The following is an 18,333-nucleotide window of genomic DNA, read 5'->3' on the forward strand; positions in this document are numbered from 1 at the left end:
CCTATCGAGATCAGCCGAACCATGTCTTGGACCTCTCGGGCCCTTCGGCCCTAGCCTCGACGGCATGGCTCTGGCACCCACGGGGAACCGGACGGCGGACCGCCCGCCGTCCCCCACACCGTCACGCGGATTCCTCTCCTCGACGCTCGGCAAGAAGACGGTCATGGCCGTCAGCGGGCTGATCATGCTCGGCTACCTCGTCGCCCACGTGATCGGCAACCTCAAGGTCTTCTTCGGCCCCGAGGAGTTCAACGGCTACGCCCACTGGCTGCGCGTCATGGGCGCCCCGCTCCTGCACCACGAGTGGGCCCTCTGGATCGTCCGGATCGTGCTCCTCGCCGCCGTCGTCGCCCACGCCGTCTCCGCGTACCAGCTCAGCCGGCGCGACATCAAGGCGCGCCCCACGGCCTACGTGCACCGCCGCAGGCGGGCCTCGTACGCCACCCGCACCATGCGCTGGGGCGGGATCATCCTCGCCCTGTTCATCGTCTGGCACGTCCTCGACCTGACCACCGGCACCGTCCACACCGGCGGCTTCGAGGAGGGCAGGCCCTACCAGAACGTCGTCGACACCTTCTCCACCTGGTACGGCAACGTCATCTACGTCGTCGCCATGCTCGCCGTCGGCCTCCACGTCCGCCACGGCTTCTGGAGCGCCGCACAGACCCTGGGCGTCGGCAACGCCCGCCGCGAGCGCCTCCTCCGGGGCCTCGCCAACGGCCTCGCGCTCGCCCTGACCGCGGGCTTCGTCTCCGTCCCCGTCGCCGTCATGACCGGAGTGGTGAGCTGACCATGAGCTTTGTCGATTACGCCGTCGGCGAGCCGATCGCCGACACCAAGGCCCCCGCCGGGCCCGTCGCCGAACGCTGGGACACCCGCCGCTTCGAGGCGAAGCTGGTCAACCCCGCCAACCGCCGCAAGCACCGGATCATCGTCGTCGGCACCGGCCTGGCCGGCGGCTCCGCCGGCGCCACCCTGGCCGAACAGGGCTACCAGGTCGTCCAGTTCTGCTTCCAGGACTCCCCGCGCCGCGCCCACTCCATCGCCGCCCAGGGCGGCATCAACGCCGCCAAGAACTACCGCAACGACGGCGACTCGGTGCACCGCCTCTTCTACGACACCGTCAAGGGCGGCGACTTCCGGGCCCGCGAGTCCAACGTCCACCGCCTCGCCCAGATCTCCGTCGAGATCATCGACCAGTGCGTCGCCCAGGGCGTCCCCTTCGCCCGCGAGTACGGCGGCCTCCTCGACACCCGCTCCTTCGGCGGCGTCCAGGTCTCCCGCACCTTCTACGCCCGCGGCCAGACCGGACAGCAGCTCCTCCTCGGTGCCTACCAGGCGCTGTCCCGGCAGATCGCCGCCGGACACGTCGAGATGCACGCCCGTACGGAGATGCTCGACCTGATCGTCGTCGACGGGCGGGCCCGGGGCATCGTCGCCCGCGACCTGATCACCGGGGAGGTCTCCACCCACTACGCCGACGCCGTCGTCCTGGCCACCGGCGGCTACGGGAACGTCTTCTACCTGTCGACGAACGCGATGAACTCCAACGCCACCGCCGTCTGGCGGGCCCACCGGCGCGGCGCGTACTTCGCCAACCCCTGCTTCACCCAGATCCACCCCACCTGCATCCCGCGCACCGGCGACCACCAGTCCAAGCTGACCCTGATGAGCGAGTCGCTGCGCAACGACGGACGCATCTGGGTGCCCAAGGCCCAGGGCGACACCCGCCCCGCCGCCGAGATCCCCGAGGAGGAGCGCGACTACTACCTGGAGCGCATCTACCCCTCCTTCGGCAACCTCGTCCCCCGCGACATCGCCTCCCGCGCCGCCAAGAACGTCTGCGACGAGGGCCGCGGCGTCGGCCCCGGCGGCCAGGGCGTCTACCTGGACTTCGCCGACGCCGTCCGCCGGATGGGCCGCAGGGCCGTCGAGGAGAAGTACGGCAACCTCTTCGACATGTACGAGCGGATCACCGCCGAGAACCCGTACGAGGTCCCCATGCGGATCTACCCCGCCGTGCACTACACGATGGGCGGGCTCTGGGTCGACTACGACCTCCAGACCACCGTCCCCGGCCTCTTCGCCGTCGGCGAGGCCAACTTCTCCGACCACGGGGCCAACCGGCTCGGCGCCTCCGCCCTCATGCAGGGCCTGGCCGACGGCTACTTCGTCCTGCCCGCCACCATCAACGACTACCTCGCCCGCCACCCGCACGCCGAACCGGTCACCGACGACCACCCGGCGGTCCGCGAGGTGCTCGCCGAGACCGGGGACCGGCTGAACCTGCTGCTCTCCGTCGACGGCGACCGCACCCCGGACTCCTTCCACCGCGAACTCGGCGAACTCATGTGGGAGCACTGCGGCATGGCCCGCACCGAGGAGGGGCTGCGCGAGGCGCTCGCCCGCATCCCCGAGATCCGCGAGGAGTTCTGGCGCCGGATCAAGGTCCCCGGCACCGGCGAGGAGTTCAACCAGTCCCTGGAGAAGGCCAACCGGATCGTCGACTACCTGGAGCTCGCCGAGCTGATGTGCCTCGACGCGCTCCACCGCGCCGAGTCCTGCGGCGGCCACTTCCGCGAGGAGTCCCAGACCCCCGACGGCGAGGCGGCCCGCCGCGACGAGGAGTTCGCCTACGCGGCGGCCTGGGAGTTCACCGACGGCGCCGCCCCCGTCCTCCACAAGGAGGAACTGACCTTCGAGTACGTCCACCCCACCCAGCGGAGCTACGCATGAAGCTCAACCTGCGCGTCTGGCGCCAGCGGAACGCCGACGCCGACGGCGCCATGGCCACCTACGAGGTGGACGGCATCTCCCCGGACATGTCGTTCCTGGAGATGCTCGACACCCTCAACGAGGAACTCATCGTGCGCGGCGAGGACCCCGTGGCCTTCGACCACGACTGCCGCGAGGGCATCTGCGGCGCGTGCAGCCTCGTCATCAACGGCGACGCCCACGGCCCCGAGCGCACCACGAGCTGCCAGCTCCACATGCGCTCCTTCCGCGACGGCGACACCATCGACGTCGAGCCCTGGCGCGCCTCCGCCTTCCCGGTCGTCAAGGACCTGGTGGTCGACCGCTCGGCCTTCGACCGGGTCATCCAGGCCGGCGGCTACATCACCGCCCCCACGGGCGCGGCCCCCGAGGCCCACGCCACCCCCGTCCCCAAGCCCGACGCGGACTCCGCCTTCGAGCACGCCGAGTGCATCGGCTGCGGCGCGTGCGTGGCGGCCTGCCCCAACGGCTCGGCCATGCTCTTCACCTCGGCCAAGGTCAACCACCTTAACGTGCTGCCCCAGGGCTCCCCGGAGCGCGAGACCCGGGTCCTCGACATGGTCGCCCAGATGGACGCGGAGGGCTTCGGCGGCTGCACCCTCACGGGCGAGTGCGCGACGGCCTGCCCGAAGGGCATCCCCCTGCCGTCGATCTCGGCGATGAACCGGGAGTGGCTGCGGGCGCGGCGCAAGGCCGGTCGCGGCTGAGGCCCGATCCGGACAATCCGGGGGCGTGGGCCCCGCCACACCTCGCACCCCGGAGCGAAAGATCATTCACGGAAAGAGCACTTTCTCCGTAAGATTTTCGCTCCGGGGTGGTTCCGTGTCCACGAACAGCAAGATCAACTCTGTTCAAACCTGCACTTTCCGTGGCAAGTTGACCACTTCGCGGCCAACCGCCCCCCGGCGATTTCCGCCGCGCCGACACCCCCGGGTACTGATGACCCCTGCCGGGGGCATATGACCAAACCCCCGGTCGCACAGACCACTTGGGGGTATCTCATGTCCAGCATCACCCGCCGCCGGGCGCTCGGCGTCGCGGCAGGCGCCGCGGGCGCCGTCGCGGTCCTCGCCCAGGCGGGCCCGGCCGCGGCCTCGGGCCTCCGCGCCGCCGCCCCGGCGGCCGGCTCCGACCCGGCCGCCTTCGACGAGGTCTACCAGGGCCGCCGCATCCAGGGCGGGCCCGCGCACGGCGGCGGCCACCACGGGGGACACCACGCAGGCGGCTACACCGTCACCGTCGACGGGCGGGAACTGCACGTCATGCGGAACGCCGACGGCACCTGGATCAGCGTGATCCACCACTACGAGCCCGTCGCCACGCCCAGGGAGCTGGCCCGCGCGGCCGTCCGCGAACTCCGCGGCGCCCCGCTCGTCCCCCTCGCCCTCGGCCGAACCCTCCGCTGACCCCTCCAGGAGCACGCACCACCATGACCGTACGCAAGAACCAGGCCGCCCTCACCGCCGACGAGAAGCGCCGCTTCGTCGACGCCCTCCTGGAGCTCAAGCGCTCCGGGCGGTACGACGCCTTCGTCACCACGCACAACGCCTTCATCATGGGCGACACCGACGACGGCGACCGCGTCGGCCACCGCTCGCCGTCCTTCCTGCCCTGGCACCGGCGCTTCCTCCTGGAGTTCGAGGAGGCCCTGAAGTCCGTCGACGCGACCGTCACCCTGCCCTACTGGGACTGGACCGCCGACCGCACCTCCCGCTCCTCGCTCTGGGCGCCCGACTTCCTCGGCGGCACCGGCCGCGCCCGCGACGGGCAGGTCACCGACGGCCCCTTCGCCCGGTCCGGCAACCGCTGGACGATCGCCGTCCGCGTCGACGGACGCGACTTCCTCCGGCGCGACCTCGGCGCCGGCGGCCGGCAGCTCCCCACCCGCGCCGAGGTGGACTCCGTCCTCGCCATGGAGACCTACGACACCGCCCCCTGGAACAGCGCCTCCGACGGCTTCCGCAACCACCTGGAGGGCTGGCGCGGGGTGAACCTCCACAACCGCGTCCACGTCTGGGTCGGCGGCCAGATGGCCACCGGGGTCTCGCCCAACGACCCCGTCTTCTGGCTGCACCACGCCTTCGTCGACAAGCTGTGGGCCGACTGGCAGGCCCGCCACCCCGGCTCGGCCTACCTGCCGGCCGCGGGCACCCGCAACGTCGTGGACCTCCACGACACCATGCGCCCGTGGAACGACGTGACCCCCGCCGACATGCTGGACCACACGCCCCACTACACCTTCGACACGGCGGCCTGACGGTCCCCGGACCGCCTCCCCGGCCCGGGTGCCCCGCACGGACACCCGGGCATTTGCCCACATCAACGGATGATCCACAGGAAAAGGAGGTATCGGGAAGGCGTGCGCCGGGTACCCGGGTCTTCGCAGCCCGGGAGGCGCACACGGCCCGTGTCGCGCGCCGTCCACCGGGCCGTACCCGAGGGACCAGGAGGACACGTGACCCGGCAAGAGTCGGCGCAGGCCCCGCACCGGCCGCAGGAGGAACCGGACCCGAACCGGTGGAAGGCGCTCGGCGTCTGCCTCGTGGCGGGGTTCATGACCCTCCTCGACGTGTCGATCGTGAACGTCGCGCTGCCCTCCATCCGCACCGGCCTCGACACCCCCGAGTCGGACCTCCAGTGGGTGCTCTCCGGATACGCGCTCGCCTTCGGGCTCTTCCTCATCCCGGCCGGACGCCTCGGCGACGCGCGCGGCCGGCGCAGCGTCTTCATCGTCGGCCTCGCGCTCTTCACGCTCGCCTCGGCCTCCTGCGGAGCGGCCCAGACGAGCATGTGGCTGGTGATCTCACGCCTGGCGCAGGGCGTGGCCGGCGGCCTCGTCTCGCCCCAGATCTCCGCGCTCATCCAGCAGATGTTCCGGGGCTCCGAGCGCGGCAGGGCCTTCGGGATGTTCGGCACCGTCGTCGGCATCTCCACCGCCGTCGGCCCCCTCCTCGGCGGCCTGCTGATCCAGGCGGCGGGCCCCGAGGAGGGCTGGCGCTGGGTCTTCTACGTCAACCTCCCCATCGGGATCGTGTGCCTGTTCCTCGCCCGGCGGCTGCTGCCCGACACACCGGACGCCAAGCCGGTGCGGCTCGGCCGCCTCGACCCGGTCGGCGTGGTGCTCCTCGGCGCCGCGGTCCTCGCCCTGCTGCTGCCCTTCGTCCAGTCCCAGCAGTGGCCCGGCAACGGCAAGTACCTGCTCGTCCCCGTCGCCGCCGTCCTGCTCGCGGTCTTCGTGGCCTGGGAGCGCCGCTGCGCCCGCTCGGGCGACGAGCCCCTCATCGACCTGGAACTCTTCCGCGTCCGCTCCTACTGGCTCGGCTCGCTCCTGATCCTGCTCTACTTCGCGGGCTTCACCTCGATCTTCTTCGTCAGCACGCTCTACCTCCAGAGCGGACTGCACTACAGCGCGCTCCAGGCCGGGCTCACCATCACCCCCTTCGCCCTGGGCTCCGGGATCGCGGCCGGGATCGGCGGCCGGCTCGTGGACCGCTTCGGCCGGCCCCTCGTGGTCGTCGGCCTGGCGATGGTGGCGATCGGCCTCGCCGGGACGGCGTTCGCCGTCCACCAGGTGCCCGGCCGGGGCGCGGGCTGGGCCATGCTCGCCCCGCTGCTCCTCGCGGGACTCGGCAGCGGCCTGGTGATCGCCCCGAACCAGACCCTCACCCTCTCCGAGGTGCCCGTGCGCCGCGCGGGCAGCGCCGGCGGCACCCTCCAGACCGGCCAGCGGGTCGGCTCGGCGGTCGGCATCGCCGCGGTCGGCTCCGTCTTCTTCGGCCAGGTCGCCCAGGACGGCTGGGCCACCGCCTACGACCACGGCCTCCTCGTCTCGATCGCCTTCGTCGTGGCCTCGCTCGCCGTCGCCGTCGCGGACGTGGTGGCGGGCCGGCGGGCCGCGGCGCGCGAAGGGACCACCTCGGACGACGAGGCCGCCGCGCGCGACGGAGCCGACCGGCACCGCTGAGACGGGGCGCCCCCGCGCGGCCGGGGCGGTGGGGCGACCAGGGCGGCGGGGCCGCCGGGGCGACCAGGGCGGCCGGGGCGCCTCGTACGCCTTGTCCAACCCGTACGGCCCGACCGTCCCACGCCGTCGGCCCATCGATCCGCCGCACCGGCCGTTTCCCCCACAGCGGCGCTATTCGGCCAACATCCCGACGATTTCGACCCCCCGGACAACCGGGCGCCGGATCCCCTCCTCTCACCGCACGGGCGCGGCGAGTGCCTCTCGCCGCGCCGGCCGGACGGTCCTCCCGTCCCGCCGGGCCGTGCCCCGCTGTCCGCCTTCTTCGCACAGCGTCGAGAACGAGGGAACGATGACCACTACCCGCACCAACCGGCTGGGGCGTCCGCTGCTCGCCGGCACCACGGCCGTCGCCGCCATGGCCGTGACGGCCGGCTTCATGGCCGTCTCGCCGGAGCAGGCGAAGGCCGCGACGGGCCCCAGGCTGAGCCTCGTCGCGGCGACCGGCTCGGTCACGCTCACTTCCTGGAAGGAGGACCCGGGCGTCTACCTGGACCTGGGCACCTACCTGACCGCGGAGGGGACGCCGCTGGAGCTCAAGGCGACCCGGAAGTCCTACAAGGACCCGGTGGTCCTCACCCAGACCGTGTACGAGGGCGGCAAGGCCAAGGCCAAGGTGCTGCCCCAGGGGACCGTGAAGGACTTCTCCGGGCTGCCCGGCTTCGCGGAGATCACCCTCACCGACAAGGCGGGCAAGAAGGTCCTCAGCCGCGCGGAGAGCTTCTGCCCGAACAACGCCAGCGGCCGGATCCGGCCCGACGCGCCCGCCACCTCGAAGTATCCGGAGAGCTGTCCCACCAACCCCTTCACCCTCGGCTCCGTGTGGGGCGTCGAGAAGGGGTGGGCCTCCAACACCTACGCCGGTTCCTACACCCAGCCGGTGAAGCTCGCGGCGGGCACGTACACGGCCAGGGTCGGGGTCGCCAAGAAGTACCGGGACCTCTTCGGCATCGCCGACAAGCCCGCGACGGTGAAGGTCACCGTCCAGGAGCGCAGCTGGGAGGAGGGCAACGGCGCCGGGGCCGCCCGGTCGGCCGCGGCCGGTGGACACGCCGGACACGGCACGGCGGAGGGCCACGCCGGGAACGGTACGGCCGATGAGCACGGCACGGCCGGTGGGCACGGCACCGCCCACCGGGCACCCGCCGCGCACGCCGGTCACGCCGGGCACGGCCCGGTGAAGCCCGCCCAGGCCGGCGCGCCCGAGACCAGCGGCGCGACCCCCTCGTACAACGCGGGCCACGGACCGCTGAAGGCCGCCCCGCCGGCCCTCCCGTGGGCACTGAAGAAGCAGCAGGCCGCGCTCGCCGGCGCCCGGGGCGCCGACGCGGCCGGGGCGCGGACCGGCGACACGACCGGGCAGACCGACGGCTCGCGCAAGGCGCCCGCCCTCGTGCCGGCCGCCAAGAGGCCCACCGGCAAGGCCTCCGTCCCGGACGTCCCCAAGCCCGACCTGCGCTCGCTCCCGGCGTACGGCATCACCATCAGCGACGGCGCGGAGAACGTCCCGGGCAAGGACTACCTGGCCTTCAGCGCCAACGTGTGGAACGCCGGCCCGGCCCAGCTCGTGGTGGACGGCTTCCGCTCGCCCGGCAAGGCCAAAATGGACGCCTACCAGTACTTCTACGACGCCAAGGGCAAGCAGGTCGGCTACACCCCGACCGGCACCATGGAGTGGGACCCGCGCCCCGGCCACGTCCACTGGCACTTCACCGACTTCGCCAGCTACCGGCTCCTGAAGGCCGACAAGAAGGAGGCGGTCCGCAGCGGCAAGGAGGCCTTCTGCCTGGCCAACACCGACGCCGTCGACTACACGGTGAAGAACGCCAACTGGCACCCGTACAACACCGACCTGGCGACCGCCTGCGGCCAGGAGAACTCGATCTCCGTCCGCGAGGTGCTCGACGTCGGCTCCGGCGACACCTACACCCAGGACCTGCCGGGCCAGTCCTTCGACATCACGGACGTGCCCAACGGCACCTACTACATCCAGGTCCTCGCCAACCCGGCCAAGCGGCTGAAGGAGACCAACCTGGACAACAACAGCGCCCTGCGCAAGGTCGTCCTCGGCGGCAAGCCGGGGCAGCGGACCGTGACGGTCCCGGCGCACGACCTCGTGAACGCGAACTGATCGCGGACACCGCGCGCCGGGGGAGCGGTCACGGGGTGCAGAAGCCCCGGAAGGTCACGTGCTTCCGGGTCGTGAAGCCGAGCCGCTCGTAGAGCGCGATCGCCGCCGTGTTCTTCTCGGCCACGTGCAGGAAGGGGCGCTCGCCCCGGGCCAGGACGCGGTCGGCGAGCGCGCCCACGAGGCGGGCGGCGTGCCCCCGTCCGCGTGCCTCGGGGTCCGTGCAGACGGCGCTGATCTCGGTCCAGCCCGGCGGCCGGAGCCGCTCGCCCGCCATGGCCACCAGCCTGCCGCCGTCACGGATCCCGAGGTAGGTGCCGAGTTCGCGGGTGCGCGGCCAGAACGGCCCCGGCTGCGTGCGCGCGACCAGGTCGAGCATCTCCGGCACGTCGGCCGCGCCGAGTTCGACCACGCCGGCGTCGGCGGCGCCGGATGTCCCGCCGCCGGACCAGAGCATCTGCCGTCCTTCGAGGACGAAGACCGGCTCCCAGTCCGGCGGCGGGACGGCCGGGCAGCTGAACATGTCGGCGAAGGCCTCCCGGCCGAGGAGCCGCGCGAGGTCGGCCCAGTCCGCCGCGCCCGCGTCGACGGGTATCGCCGAGAAGGTCGAGACCTCCGGCAGGTACGTGGCGGCCCGGCCGTGCCGGCGGCCGAGCCCCGCGTGACGCCCGCGCAGCGACTCGCCCACCGGGTCGTCGAGCACCGCGAGGCCGTCGCCCCCGTCGTTCGTCATCGTGTGTCGCCTTTCCTCGGAACCGCCCGCCACTGTTCCACAGGGGCCGGGGAGCGCCGCCGAGGGGTCCGGGGACCGGTCAGCCGGTGCGGTTGTAGAGCGCAGTGCCGGGGCAGGCGGTGACGCCCAGGCGGGTGCCGCAGCCGGAGTACTGGGCGGAGCCGTTCCACCACGTCCAGCCGCCGATGGTGCGGCCGTTCAGCCAGGTGTACTGACCGACGTGGTCGGCGTCGTAGGTCCGCAGGCTCCAGTGCACGTGGGCCCCGGTCGCGGAACCGCCGGCGCAGGTGTCGGTGCCGATGCTGCCGAGCAGGGCGCTGCGGGAGATCGACGTCCCGTTGTAGTAGGTCGTGTTCCGCATGTGGTAGTAGTCCGTGGAGAAGCCGCCGGGGTGGATCACCCGGGTCCAGCCGCCGCCGGCGCCGCACATCGATGTCGCCGTGCCCTCGCGGGACGAGCGGACCAGACCGCTGGCGTTGCCGCCGGCGAAGTCGAGGGCGCTCCAGTATCCGGACCCGCTGTCGTGGGCGTGCGGGCCGCCGGTCAGGGTCATGTAGTGGTCCGGCATCCAGGGCAGCAGCAGTCCGTTGAGGTTGGCCTGGGCCCCGGCGGGCGAGATCTGTTCCGGACGCGTCTCCAGGGGCCGCGTCCGGGGCGCCGCCGCGCGCTCGGCGTAGGCCGTCATGGTCCGCCGTTCCGCCGCGCCCACCAGCGGGGACCCGGCCACCTGGTCGGCGAACTCGCGGTCGCCCTCCAGGCCCGCGACCCATCGCCCGTCCTCGCGGTGGGCGAGGTAGAGCCAGCCCTCCGGCGCGCCGTGCCGTGCGCGTGAGGCCTCGACGTAGGCGACGCCCCGGGCCCAGTCGCGCGAGACGCCGCGCACGTCGACGACCACCTTGCGGCCCTCGGCGGCGAGCTTGCCGACGGCGGTCGCCGGAGCGAGGCCCTCGACGTCGTGGGACCGGGAGAGGACGCCGGCGGAGACGGCGTCCACCAGCGCCGCGCGGTCGGTGCCGAGGCGGTCGGCGACGCCGGCCGGCATCTTCACGGTGACGCCCGCGGACGGCGCCCCGGCGGCGGTCGTGGCGGCCGCGGCCCGGGCCGAGGGGGGCGTCGGCGCCGAAGGAGCGGCGGCCAGCAGGCCGGTGACGGCGAGGGCGGTGACGGCGATTCTCACGGGGAGGCCGGAGAGCACGGGCGGTGTTCCTTTCACGGGGGAGAAGGGCCCGCCGGAAGGCGGGCACCGGTGCGGTGCCGGAACGAGCGGGAAGCCGGGGGAGGCGGGAGCGCGAAGCGCGTCCGCGCACGACGTGACCCCCCGTCACTTTGTCGTGTACCTGACTGAGTGTGGCGTTCCTCGTCAACGCGCGTCAACCGTGTCAAGGCGTCGTCATTGATCGGCCCAATGGCGGTGGCCGGACCTCCCGGTCCCCTCCGTCACCGTGCCGCCCCCGGCCCGCGACGGCGACCGCGAGGGCCTCGGGCCGCGGCCGTCCGCCGCCGCACCGCGCTGCGGCGGGGAGTGTGCGCTGTGGTGCCAGGAGCTGTGCGCGGACGGAACAGACGGGGGCTCGCGGCGGCCGTAATTTCGAGGCGTTCCGTTCGCCGCACGGCCGCGGCGGGCGGGTTCCCACCGTTTCGAGAGGACCCCACATGTTCGACGCCTCGCAGGTGCACGCCGCTCCCGGCGCGGACCTGATCACGCCCGACAACGCCGTCATGCTCTTCGTGGACCACCAGCCGCAGATGTTCTTCGGCACCGGCAGCGGCGACCGTGCCGCGATCATCAACAACACCGTCGGCCTCGCCAAGGCGGCCCGCGCCTTCGACGTGCCGGCCGTCCTGACCACGGTCGCCGCCGAGTCCTTCTCCGGGCCCCTGCTGCCGCAACTCGCCGAGGTCTTCCCGGAGAACGAGGTCATCGACCGCACCACCATGAACGCCTGGGAGGACGAGGCGCTGGTGGAGGCGGTCAGGGCGACCGGACGCAAGAAGATCGTCCTGTCCGGCCTGTGGACCGAGGTCTGCCTGGTCCTCCCCGCCCTCTCCGCGCTCGAACAGGGCTACGAGGTGTACGTCGTCGCCGACGCGTCCGGCGGCGTCACCCCGGCCGCCCACGAGCACGCCCTCCAGCGGATGGTGGCCGCCGGTGCCGTCCCCGTGACCTGGGTGCAGGTCCTCCTGGAGCTCCAGCGCGACTGGGCGCGCCAGGAGACGTACGGCGCGGTCATGGAGATCGTCAAGGCCCACGCGGGCGCGTACGGCCTGGGCGTCGTGTACGCGCAGACCGTCATCGGCGCGCACGCCGCCGGCTGAGACCCGTGGACACCGGCATTCTGATCCTGCGTCTGCTGGTGGGGCTCCTGATCGCCGGCCACGGCGTGCAGAAGGTCAGCCGCCGCCTCGGCGGCCGGGGACTCGACGGCGGCGCCGAGGAGTTCCGGGCCGACGGCTTCCGCGGCGGGGCCCTCACGGCCCTCGCCGCGGGCGGCGGCCAGATCGGCTCCGGCCTGCTCCTGGCCGCCGGGCTCCTCACCCCGGCGGCCGCCACCGGCGCCGTCGGGGTCATGACCGTCGCCCTCACCGTGAAGCGCCCCCACGGGCTCTGGGTGCAGAACGACGGCTACGAGTACCCCCTCGTCCTCATCGGCACCGCCACGGCACTGGCCGCCACCGGCCCCGGCGCCTGGTCCGCCGACGCCGCGCTCGGCCTCGCCCCGTACCCCGCGTGGTGGGCGGCCCCCGTCCTCGCGCTCGGCGTCGCCTCCGGGCTCCTCGCCCGGCTCCTCCTGCACCGCGCCGGACCCACCACCCACCCCACCCCGTAACGGAAGCACCCCATGAACCACGCACCCACCGCCCTCCGGAGCGGCGGCCAGCCGCTGCTGCACCAGAAGGGCGAGGAGATCCAGGCGTTCGGCACGCTCAAGCAGCTCCCGATCGCCCTCGGCCACGACACCCGGATGTACGCCTGTCAGCGCCTCAACCACCTCCTCGCCGACACCCAGATCCTGTACGGGCTCTACAAGAAGCACCACTGGCTCATGCGCGGAGCCACCTTCTACTCCCTCCACCTCATGCTGGACCGGCACGCCGAACGCCAGCTCGCGATCGTGGACGCGCTGGCCGAACGGGTCCAGAGCCTCGGCGGCGTCGCCGTCGGGGACCCGCGCCACGCGGCCGAACTGACCTGCGTCCCGCGCCCGCCCGACGGCGTCGAGCCGGTCCCCGTCATGCTGTCGCGGCTGCTCGACGCCCACGAGCGGATCCTCACCGACGCCCGCGACGCCGCCGCCCGCATCTCGGCCGAGGGCGACGAGGGCAGCACCGACCTGATCGTCTCCGAGGTCATCCGCACCGGCGAGGCCCAGGTGTGGTTCCTCGCCGAACACCTCGTCGACACCCCGCTGGTACGCGGCTGATGCCGGACACCGACACGTACGACGTCGTGGTCGTCGGCGGCGGCCCGGGCGGCGAGGTCGCCGCCGCCCGGACCGCGCGCGCCGGGCTGACCACGGCCCTCGTCGAGAAGGACGCGGTCGGCGGCGACTGCTCCTACCGGGCCTGCGTGCCGAGCAAGGCCCTGCTCCGGCCCGGCGCGGCGCGCGACGCGGCCCGGTCCGTCGACGGGGCCCGGCAGGCGGTGACCGGGCCGCTCGACCCGGCCGCCGTCCTCGCCCGCCGCGACCGGTTCACCGGCCGCGGCGACGACACCGGCCAGGCGGAGTGGCTCCGGGGCGCCGGGGTGACGCTGGTACGGGGGCACGGCCGGCTCGCCGGCGAACGCCTGGTCACGGCGACCGGCGCCGACGGGGCCGTACGGACCCTGCGCGCCCGGCACGCGGTCGTCCTCGCCCCGGGCACCCGCCCCGCCCTGCCGCCGGTCCCCGGCATCGACCGGATCGGCGCCTGGACCAGCCGGGAGGCCACCACGGCCGACGCCGTGCCGGCCCGGCTCGTCATCATCGGCGGCGGGATCGTGGCCTGCGAGTCGGCCACCGCCTGGAGCTCCCTCGGCTCCTCCGTCACCCTCCTCGTACGCGACCGGGCCCTGCTCACCGACTGGGAGCCGTGCGCGGGCGAAGAGGTGGCCCGGGGCCTGAACTCCCTCGGCGTCACCGTCCGCTTCGGGGTCTCGGCCACCCGCGTGCGCCGCGACCCGGCGACCCGCGAGGCGGTCGTGGACACGGACGACGGCTCCGTCCTCGTCTGCGACGAGGTCCTCGCCGCCACCGGCCGCCTGCCGAACACCGACGACCTCGGCCTCGACGCGGTCGGCCTGCCCGCGGGGGACCCGCTGCCGGTCGACGACACGTGCCGCGTGACCCTGCCGCACGGCGACTGGCTCTACGCCGTCGGCGACGCCAACGGCCGCGCGCCGCTGACCCACATGGCCAAGTACCAGGCCCGAGCCTGCGCCGCGGCGATCGCGGAGCGGGCGGCCGGACGGCGGCCCGCGGCCGGCCCCCTCCAGCCGTGGAGCGCCGCCGCCGACCGCTTCGCCGCCGCGCAGGCCGTCTTCACCCACCCCGAGATCGCCCGCGTCGGCCTGACCGAACGCGCGGCGCGCGAGGCCGGGATCCCGGTCCGCGTCGTCGAGTACCGCACCGACGAGGTGGCCGGCGCCGCGCTCCACGCGGACGGCTACCGGGGCCTCGCCACGCTCGTCGTCGACGAGTCCCGCCAGGTCGTCGTCGGCTGCACCCTCACCGGCCCGCTGGCCACGGAACTCGTCCACACGGCCACGGTCGCCGTCGTGGGAGAGGTGCCGCTCACCCGGCTGTGGCACGCGGTCCCCGCGTTCCCCACGGTCAGCGAGGTCTGGCTGCGCCTCCTGGAGGCGTACGGCCTCTAGGCCCGACCGCTTTCCCTCCTCCTCTTCATCCCCTGCACACGCACAAGGAGTAGTACCCCCATGCCCTTCGTCAACGTCGCCGACCGCGAGTCCGCCCCCGTCGAGCTCTACTACGAGGACCACGGCACCGGGCAGCCGGTCGTCCTGATCCACGGCTGGCCGCTCAACGGCGCCTCCTGGGAGAAGCAGACCGCCGCCCTCCTCGCCGCCGGCCACCGGGTCGTCACCTACGACCGGCGCGGCTTCGGCCGCTCGGACCAGCCCGCGTACGGCTACGACTACGACACCTTCGCCGCCGACCTCCACGCCGTGCTCACCGCCCTCGACCTGCGCGACGCCGTCCTCGTCGGCTTCTCCATGGGCAGCGGCGAGGTCACCCGCTACCTCGGCGCCTACGGCTCCGAGCGCATCTCCAAGGCCGTCATGATCGGCGTCGTCCCGCCCTTCCTGCTCAAGACCGACGACAACCCCGGCGGCGTCGACGGCAGCGTCTTCAAGGGCATCCAGGAGGCCATCATCGCCGACCGCTACGCCTTCATGACGGACTTCCTCGCCGACTTCTACAACGTCGACGTCCTGGGCGGCGAGCGCATCAGCGAGCAGGCCGTCCGGGCCAGTTGGAACGTCGCCGTCGGCGCGTCCGCCAAGGGCACCCTCGACTGCGTGCAGGCCTGGCTCACCGACTTCCGGGCCGACCTGCCGCGCATCGACGTGCCCACCCTGATCGTCCACGGCGACGCCGACCGCACCCTGCCCGTCGAGGCGACCGCCGTCCCGCTGTCCGGCCTGATCGACGGCGCCCGCCTGACGATCGTGCCCGGCGCCCCGCACGGCCTGCTGTGGACCCACGCCGACGAGGTCAACAGCGCGCTGCTCGACTTCCTCGCCTGACCGCACCCGCCGGCCCCCCTTTTCCACCCACCCCGAAACCCACCCCGCAACCCGTTCCGAAGGAGCACCCCGCCATGACCGGCAAGCCCGTACTCGAGCCCGCCGCCCAGGCGTTCGCCGACGCCACCGCCCAGCCGCCGTACCTCTACCAGATCCCCGTCGCCGACGGCCGCAAGGCCGTGGACGACGTCCAGAGCGGCGAGGGCGTCCCGCTGCCCGCCGTCGACGAGGAGTGGGTGACCGTGCACGGCGGGCCCACCGGCGACGTCCGCGCCCGGATCGTCCGCCCGCGCGGCAGCACCGGCCCCCTCCCCGTCGTCCTCTACGTCCACGGCGCCGGCTGGGTCTTCGGCAACGCCCACACCCACGACCGGCTGGTCCGCGAACTCGCCGTCGGCGCCGGCGCGGCCGTCGTCTTCCCCGAGTACGACCTGTCGCCCGAGGCCCGCTACCCGGTCGCCGTCGAGCAGAACTACACCGTCGCCCAGTGGGTCGCCCGCGAAGGACACCACAAGGACCTGGACGGCACCCGCATCGCCGTCGCCGGCGACTCCGTCGGCGGCAACATGACCGCCGCCCTCACCCTCATGGCCAAGCGGCGCGGCGACGTGCGCCTGCTCCAGCAGGTGCTGTTCTACCCGGTCACCGACGCCTCCTGCGACACCGGCTCGTACGACGAGTTCGCCGAGGGCTACTTCCTGCGCCGCGAGGCCATGGGCTGGTTCTGGGACCAGTACACGACCGATCCGGCCGAGCGCGCGCAGATCACCGCCTCGCCGCTGCGCGCCTCCGCCGAGCAGCTCGCCGGACTGCCGCCGGCCCTGGTGATCACCGCCGAGGCCGACGTCCTGCGCGACGAGGGCGAGGCGTACGCGGCCCGCCTCCGCGCCGCCGGAGTGCCGGTCACCGCCCTGCGCGTGCTCGGCACGATCCACGACTTCGTGATGCTGAACGCGCTCCGCGAGACGCACGCGGCGGAGCTGGCCATCGGCCTCGCGGTCACCACCCTGCGCAAGGCCCTGGCATGACGGGCCCGTCGACGAGCATGCCGGTGGCGGGCCTCGCGCCCGCTCCCCGGCGGGAGGCCGCGCACGCCGACCTCCTGGTCCGCAACGCCAAGGTGTTCACCGGCGACCCCCACCGCCCGCACGCCCGCGCCGTCGCGATCCGCGACGGCCGGGTGGCCGCCCTGGGCGACGACCACGAACTCGCGCCGCTCGTCGGCCCGGACACCAGGGTCGTCGACGCGCTCGGCCGCCGGGTGGTCCCGGGCCTCAACGACTCGCACCTGCACGTCATCCGGGGCGGCCTGAACTACGTCCTCGAACTGCGCTGGGACGGCGTGCGCAGCCTCCGCCAGGCCCTGGCCATGCTGCGCGAGCAGGCCGGGCGCACCCCGAAGGGCCAGTGGATCCGGGTCGTCGGCGGCTGGACCGCCGAGCAGTTCGCCGAGCGCCGGATGCCCACCGTCGCCGAACTGAACGCGGCCGCCCCCGACACCCCCGTGTTCGTCCTGCACCTCTACCAGTCGGCACTGATGAACCGGGCGGCCCTCCGCGCCGCCGGGTACACCCGCGACACCCCCGACCCGCGCGGCGGACAGATCGTCCGCGGCCGGGACGGCGAGCCGAACGGCGTCCTCCTCGCCGCCCCCGGCGCGCTGCTCCTCTACTCCACCCTCGCCAAGGCGCCCGCCCTCGACGCGGCCGACAAGCGCACGTCGACCCGGCACTTCCTGCGCGAGCTCAACCGCTTCGGACTGACCTCGGCGGTCGACGCCGCCGGCGGCTTCCAGAACTTCCCCGACGACTACGCCACCGTCGTCGACCTGGCCCGCTCGGGAGAGCTGTCGCTGCGCATCGCCTACCACCTGTTCCCGCAGACCGCCGGGCAGGAGCTCGCCGACCTCCGCCGCTGGACGGAGACGGTGAAGCCCGGGGACGGCGACGAGTGGCTGCGGCTCAACGGTGCCGGGGAGAACCTGACCTGGGCCGCCGCCGACTTCGAGAACTTCTCCGAGCCCCGGCCCGAACTCGCGGCCGGGTACGAGACGGAGTTCGAGCAGGCGGTCCGGCTCCTGACGGAGAACGGCTGGGGCTTCCGGCTGCACGCCACGTACGACGAGACCATCCGCCGCGACCTGGCCGTCTTCGAGAAGCTCGCCGCCGAGGGACTCTTCCCCGGCGCCGGACGCTGGCTGTTCGACCACGCCGAGACGGTCTCGGCCGGCAGCCTGGACCGGATCGCGGCCCTCGGCGGCGCCGTGTCCGTGCAGAACCGCATGTCCTTCCAGGGCGGCGCCTTCCTGGCGCGGTACGGCGCCGCGGCGGCGGGCCGCACCCCGCCCGTGCGGGCCATGCTCGACCGGGGGCTCACCGTCGCCGCCGGCACCGACGCGACCCGCGTCTCCTCGTACAACCCGTGGGTCTCGCTCCACTGGCTGGTGACCGGACGCACCGTCGGCGGCACGCCCCTCCGGCCGGGCCCGGAACTGCTCGGCCGGGAGACGGCCCTCGCCCTCTACACCCGGGGCGGGGCGCGGCTCACCGGCGAGGAGGACGTCAAGGGCGTGCTGCGGGAGGGCTTCTACGGAGACCTCACGGTCCTCTCGGACGACTACTTCACCGTCCCCGACGCCGCGATCCCCGACATCGAGTCGGTCCTCACCGTCGTCGGCGGCCGCATCGTGTACGCGACCGCCGAGTACGAGAGCCTCGACGAGGCCCTGCCGCCGATCGCCCCCGAGTGGTCGCCGGTCGCCCGCTTCGGCGGGTACGGGGCGGGCGGCGCGCGCCAGGCCGAGCTGATGGCGCAGGCCGTGGCCGAGTCCGAGGCGCACCGCCGCTGGCGCGCGGCGCGGGGCTCCGTGCCCGGGGCGCCGCAGCCCTTCGTGGACCCCTGCTTCACCCACTGAACCGAACGAGGAACCC

At 73.6% G+C, this 18,333-nt stretch carries 16 protein-coding genes; 14 read left to right on the plus strand and 2 right to left on the minus strand.

All coding sequences use genetic code 11. From position 1 onward, the window contains the following. Positions 1-64 precede the first annotated feature (64 nt). The 7 genes from ACIP5O_RS21670 (at position 65) to ACIP5O_RS21700 (ending at position 8,927) form a co-directional block, all read left to right on the plus strand. Entirely contained in the window at positions 65-790 is a 726-nt protein-coding gene (locus ACIP5O_RS21670) for a succinate dehydrogenase (RefSeq protein ID WP_401295634.1), read from the plus strand. Between the two features lie 2 nt (positions 791-792). Next, a complete protein-coding gene (locus ACIP5O_RS21675; protein WP_401295636.1) occupies positions 793-2,736 on the plus strand; it encodes a fumarate reductase/succinate dehydrogenase flavoprotein subunit in 1,944 nt (647 codons plus the stop codon). Further along, on the plus strand, positions 2,733-3,482 hold the full coding sequence (locus tag ACIP5O_RS21680) for a succinate dehydrogenase/fumarate reductase iron-sulfur subunit (protein WP_401295638.1): 750 nt from the start codon (positions 2,733-2,735) through the stop codon (positions 3,480-3,482). The genes ACIP5O_RS21675 and ACIP5O_RS21680 overlap by 4 nt, the downstream gene beginning before the upstream one ends. A gap of 294 nt (positions 3,483-3,776) precedes the next feature. Beyond that, positions 3,777-4,181, plus strand: coding sequence for a tyrosinase cofactor (locus tag ACIP5O_RS21685; protein ID WP_401295640.1), 405 nt, complete (start codon positions 3,777-3,779; stop codon positions 4,179-4,181). Positions 4,182-4,204: 23 nt separating this feature from the next. Further along, the gene (locus tag ACIP5O_RS21690; RefSeq protein ID WP_401295642.1) at positions 4,205-5,032 is read left to right on the plus strand and encodes a tyrosinase family protein; all 828 of its coding nucleotides are present in this window, start codon (positions 4,205-4,207) and stop codon (positions 5,030-5,032) included. Between the two features lie 198 nt (positions 5,033-5,230). Next, positions 5,231-6,739, plus strand: coding sequence for an MFS transporter (locus ACIP5O_RS21695; protein WP_401295644.1), 1,509 nt, complete (start codon positions 5,231-5,233; stop codon positions 6,737-6,739). 349 nt (positions 6,740-7,088) lie between these two features. Continuing rightward, entirely contained in the window at positions 7,089-8,927 is a 1,839-nt protein-coding gene (locus ACIP5O_RS21700; RefSeq protein ID WP_401295646.1) for a lysyl oxidase family protein, read from the plus strand. Between the two features lie 28 nt (positions 8,928-8,955). On the opposite strand, the gene ACIP5O_RS21705 is transcribed toward ACIP5O_RS21700, so the two are convergent. Further along, a complete protein-coding gene (locus ACIP5O_RS21705; protein WP_401295648.1) occupies positions 8,956-9,657 on the minus strand; it encodes a GNAT family N-acetyltransferase in 702 nt (233 codons plus the stop codon). A 79-nt stretch (positions 9,658-9,736) separates the two neighbouring features. Then, positions 9,737-10,852, minus strand: a complete 1,116-nt coding sequence (locus ACIP5O_RS21710; RefSeq protein ID WP_401295650.1) for a M23 family metallopeptidase — start codon at positions 10,850-10,852, stop codon at positions 9,737-9,739. 458 nt (positions 10,853-11,310) lie between these two features. Between ACIP5O_RS21710 and ACIP5O_RS21715 the strand changes: the two genes are divergently transcribed. The 7 genes from ACIP5O_RS21715 to ACIP5O_RS21745 all read left to right on the plus strand — a co-directional run bounded on the left by ACIP5O_RS21715 (position 11,311) and on the right by ACIP5O_RS21745 (position 18,317). Then, positions 11,311-11,973, plus strand: a complete 663-nt coding sequence (locus ACIP5O_RS21715) for a hydrolase (protein WP_388661174.1) — start codon at positions 11,311-11,313, stop codon at positions 11,971-11,973. Positions 11,974-11,978: 5 nt separating this feature from the next. After that, positions 11,979-12,485, plus strand: a complete 507-nt coding sequence (locus ACIP5O_RS21720; RefSeq protein ID WP_401295652.1) for a DoxX family protein — start codon at positions 11,979-11,981, stop codon at positions 12,483-12,485. Positions 12,486-12,497: 12 nt separating this feature from the next. Beyond that, complete coding sequence (locus ACIP5O_RS21725) at positions 12,498-13,079, plus strand: Dps family protein (RefSeq protein WP_125664936.1); 582 nt, start codon at positions 12,498-12,500, stop codon at positions 13,077-13,079. After that, positions 13,079-14,512, plus strand: a complete 1,434-nt coding sequence (locus ACIP5O_RS21730) for a dihydrolipoyl dehydrogenase family protein (RefSeq protein ID WP_401295655.1) — start codon at positions 13,079-13,081, stop codon at positions 14,510-14,512. The genes ACIP5O_RS21725 and ACIP5O_RS21730 overlap by 1 nt, the downstream gene beginning before the upstream one ends. A gap of 60 nt (positions 14,513-14,572) precedes the next feature. Then, entirely contained in the window at positions 14,573-15,403 is an 831-nt protein-coding gene (locus ACIP5O_RS21735) for an alpha/beta fold hydrolase (RefSeq protein ID WP_401295657.1), read from the plus strand. A 74-nt stretch (positions 15,404-15,477) separates the two neighbouring features. Then, positions 15,478-16,431, plus strand: coding sequence for an alpha/beta hydrolase (locus tag ACIP5O_RS21740; RefSeq protein WP_401295659.1), 954 nt, complete (start codon positions 15,478-15,480; stop codon positions 16,429-16,431). Beyond that, positions 16,428-18,317, plus strand: a complete 1,890-nt coding sequence (locus ACIP5O_RS21745) for an amidohydrolase (protein WP_401295661.1) — start codon at positions 16,428-16,430, stop codon at positions 18,315-18,317. The genes ACIP5O_RS21740 and ACIP5O_RS21745 overlap by 4 nt, the downstream gene beginning before the upstream one ends. The last annotated feature ends 16 nt before the right edge of the window (positions 18,318-18,333 follow it).

Origin of the sequence: Streptomyces sp. NPDC088915 (assembly GCF_044749825.1) — a bacterium.
In the GTDB taxonomy this organism is placed as follows: Bacteria; Actinomycetota; Actinomycetes; order Streptomycetales; family Streptomycetaceae; genus Streptomyces.

Coding starts and splice junctions, on each gene's coding strand:
- ACIP5O_RS21735 (WP_401295657.1), top strand. CDS start 14,573: ATGCCCTTCGTCAACGTCGCCGACCGCGAGTCCGCCCCCGTCGAGCTC.
- ACIP5O_RS21730 (WP_401295655.1), top strand. CDS start 13,079: ATGCCGGACACCGACACGTACGACGTCGTGGTCGTCGGCGGCGGCCCG.
- ACIP5O_RS21725 (WP_125664936.1), top strand. CDS start 12,498: ATGAACCACGCACCCACCGCCCTCCGGAGCGGCGGCCAGCCGCTGCTG.
- ACIP5O_RS21700 (WP_401295646.1), top strand. CDS start 7,089: ATGACCACTACCCGCACCAACCGGCTGGGGCGTCCGCTGCTCGCCGGC.
- ACIP5O_RS21690 (WP_401295642.1), top strand. CDS start 4,205: ATGACCGTACGCAAGAACCAGGCCGCCCTCACCGCCGACGAGAAGCGC.
- ACIP5O_RS21745 (WP_401295661.1), top strand. CDS start 16,428: ATGACGGGCCCGTCGACGAGCATGCCGGTGGCGGGCCTCGCGCCCGCT.
- ACIP5O_RS21670 (WP_401295634.1), top strand. CDS start 65: ATGGCTCTGGCACCCACGGGGAACCGGACGGCGGACCGCCCGCCGTCC.
- ACIP5O_RS21680 (WP_401295638.1), top strand. CDS start 2,733: ATGAAGCTCAACCTGCGCGTCTGGCGCCAGCGGAACGCCGACGCCGAC.
- ACIP5O_RS21675 (WP_401295636.1), top strand. CDS start 793: ATGAGCTTTGTCGATTACGCCGTCGGCGAGCCGATCGCCGACACCAAG.
- ACIP5O_RS21685 (WP_401295640.1), top strand. CDS start 3,777: ATGTCCAGCATCACCCGCCGCCGGGCGCTCGGCGTCGCGGCAGGCGCC.
- ACIP5O_RS21715 (WP_388661174.1), top strand. CDS start 11,311: ATGTTCGACGCCTCGCAGGTGCACGCCGCTCCCGGCGCGGACCTGATC.
- ACIP5O_RS21705 (WP_401295648.1), bottom strand. CDS start 9,657: ATGACGAACGACGGGGGCGACGGCCTCGCGGTGCTCGACGACCCGGTG.
- ACIP5O_RS21740 (WP_401295659.1), top strand. CDS start 15,478: ATGACCGGCAAGCCCGTACTCGAGCCCGCCGCCCAGGCGTTCGCCGAC.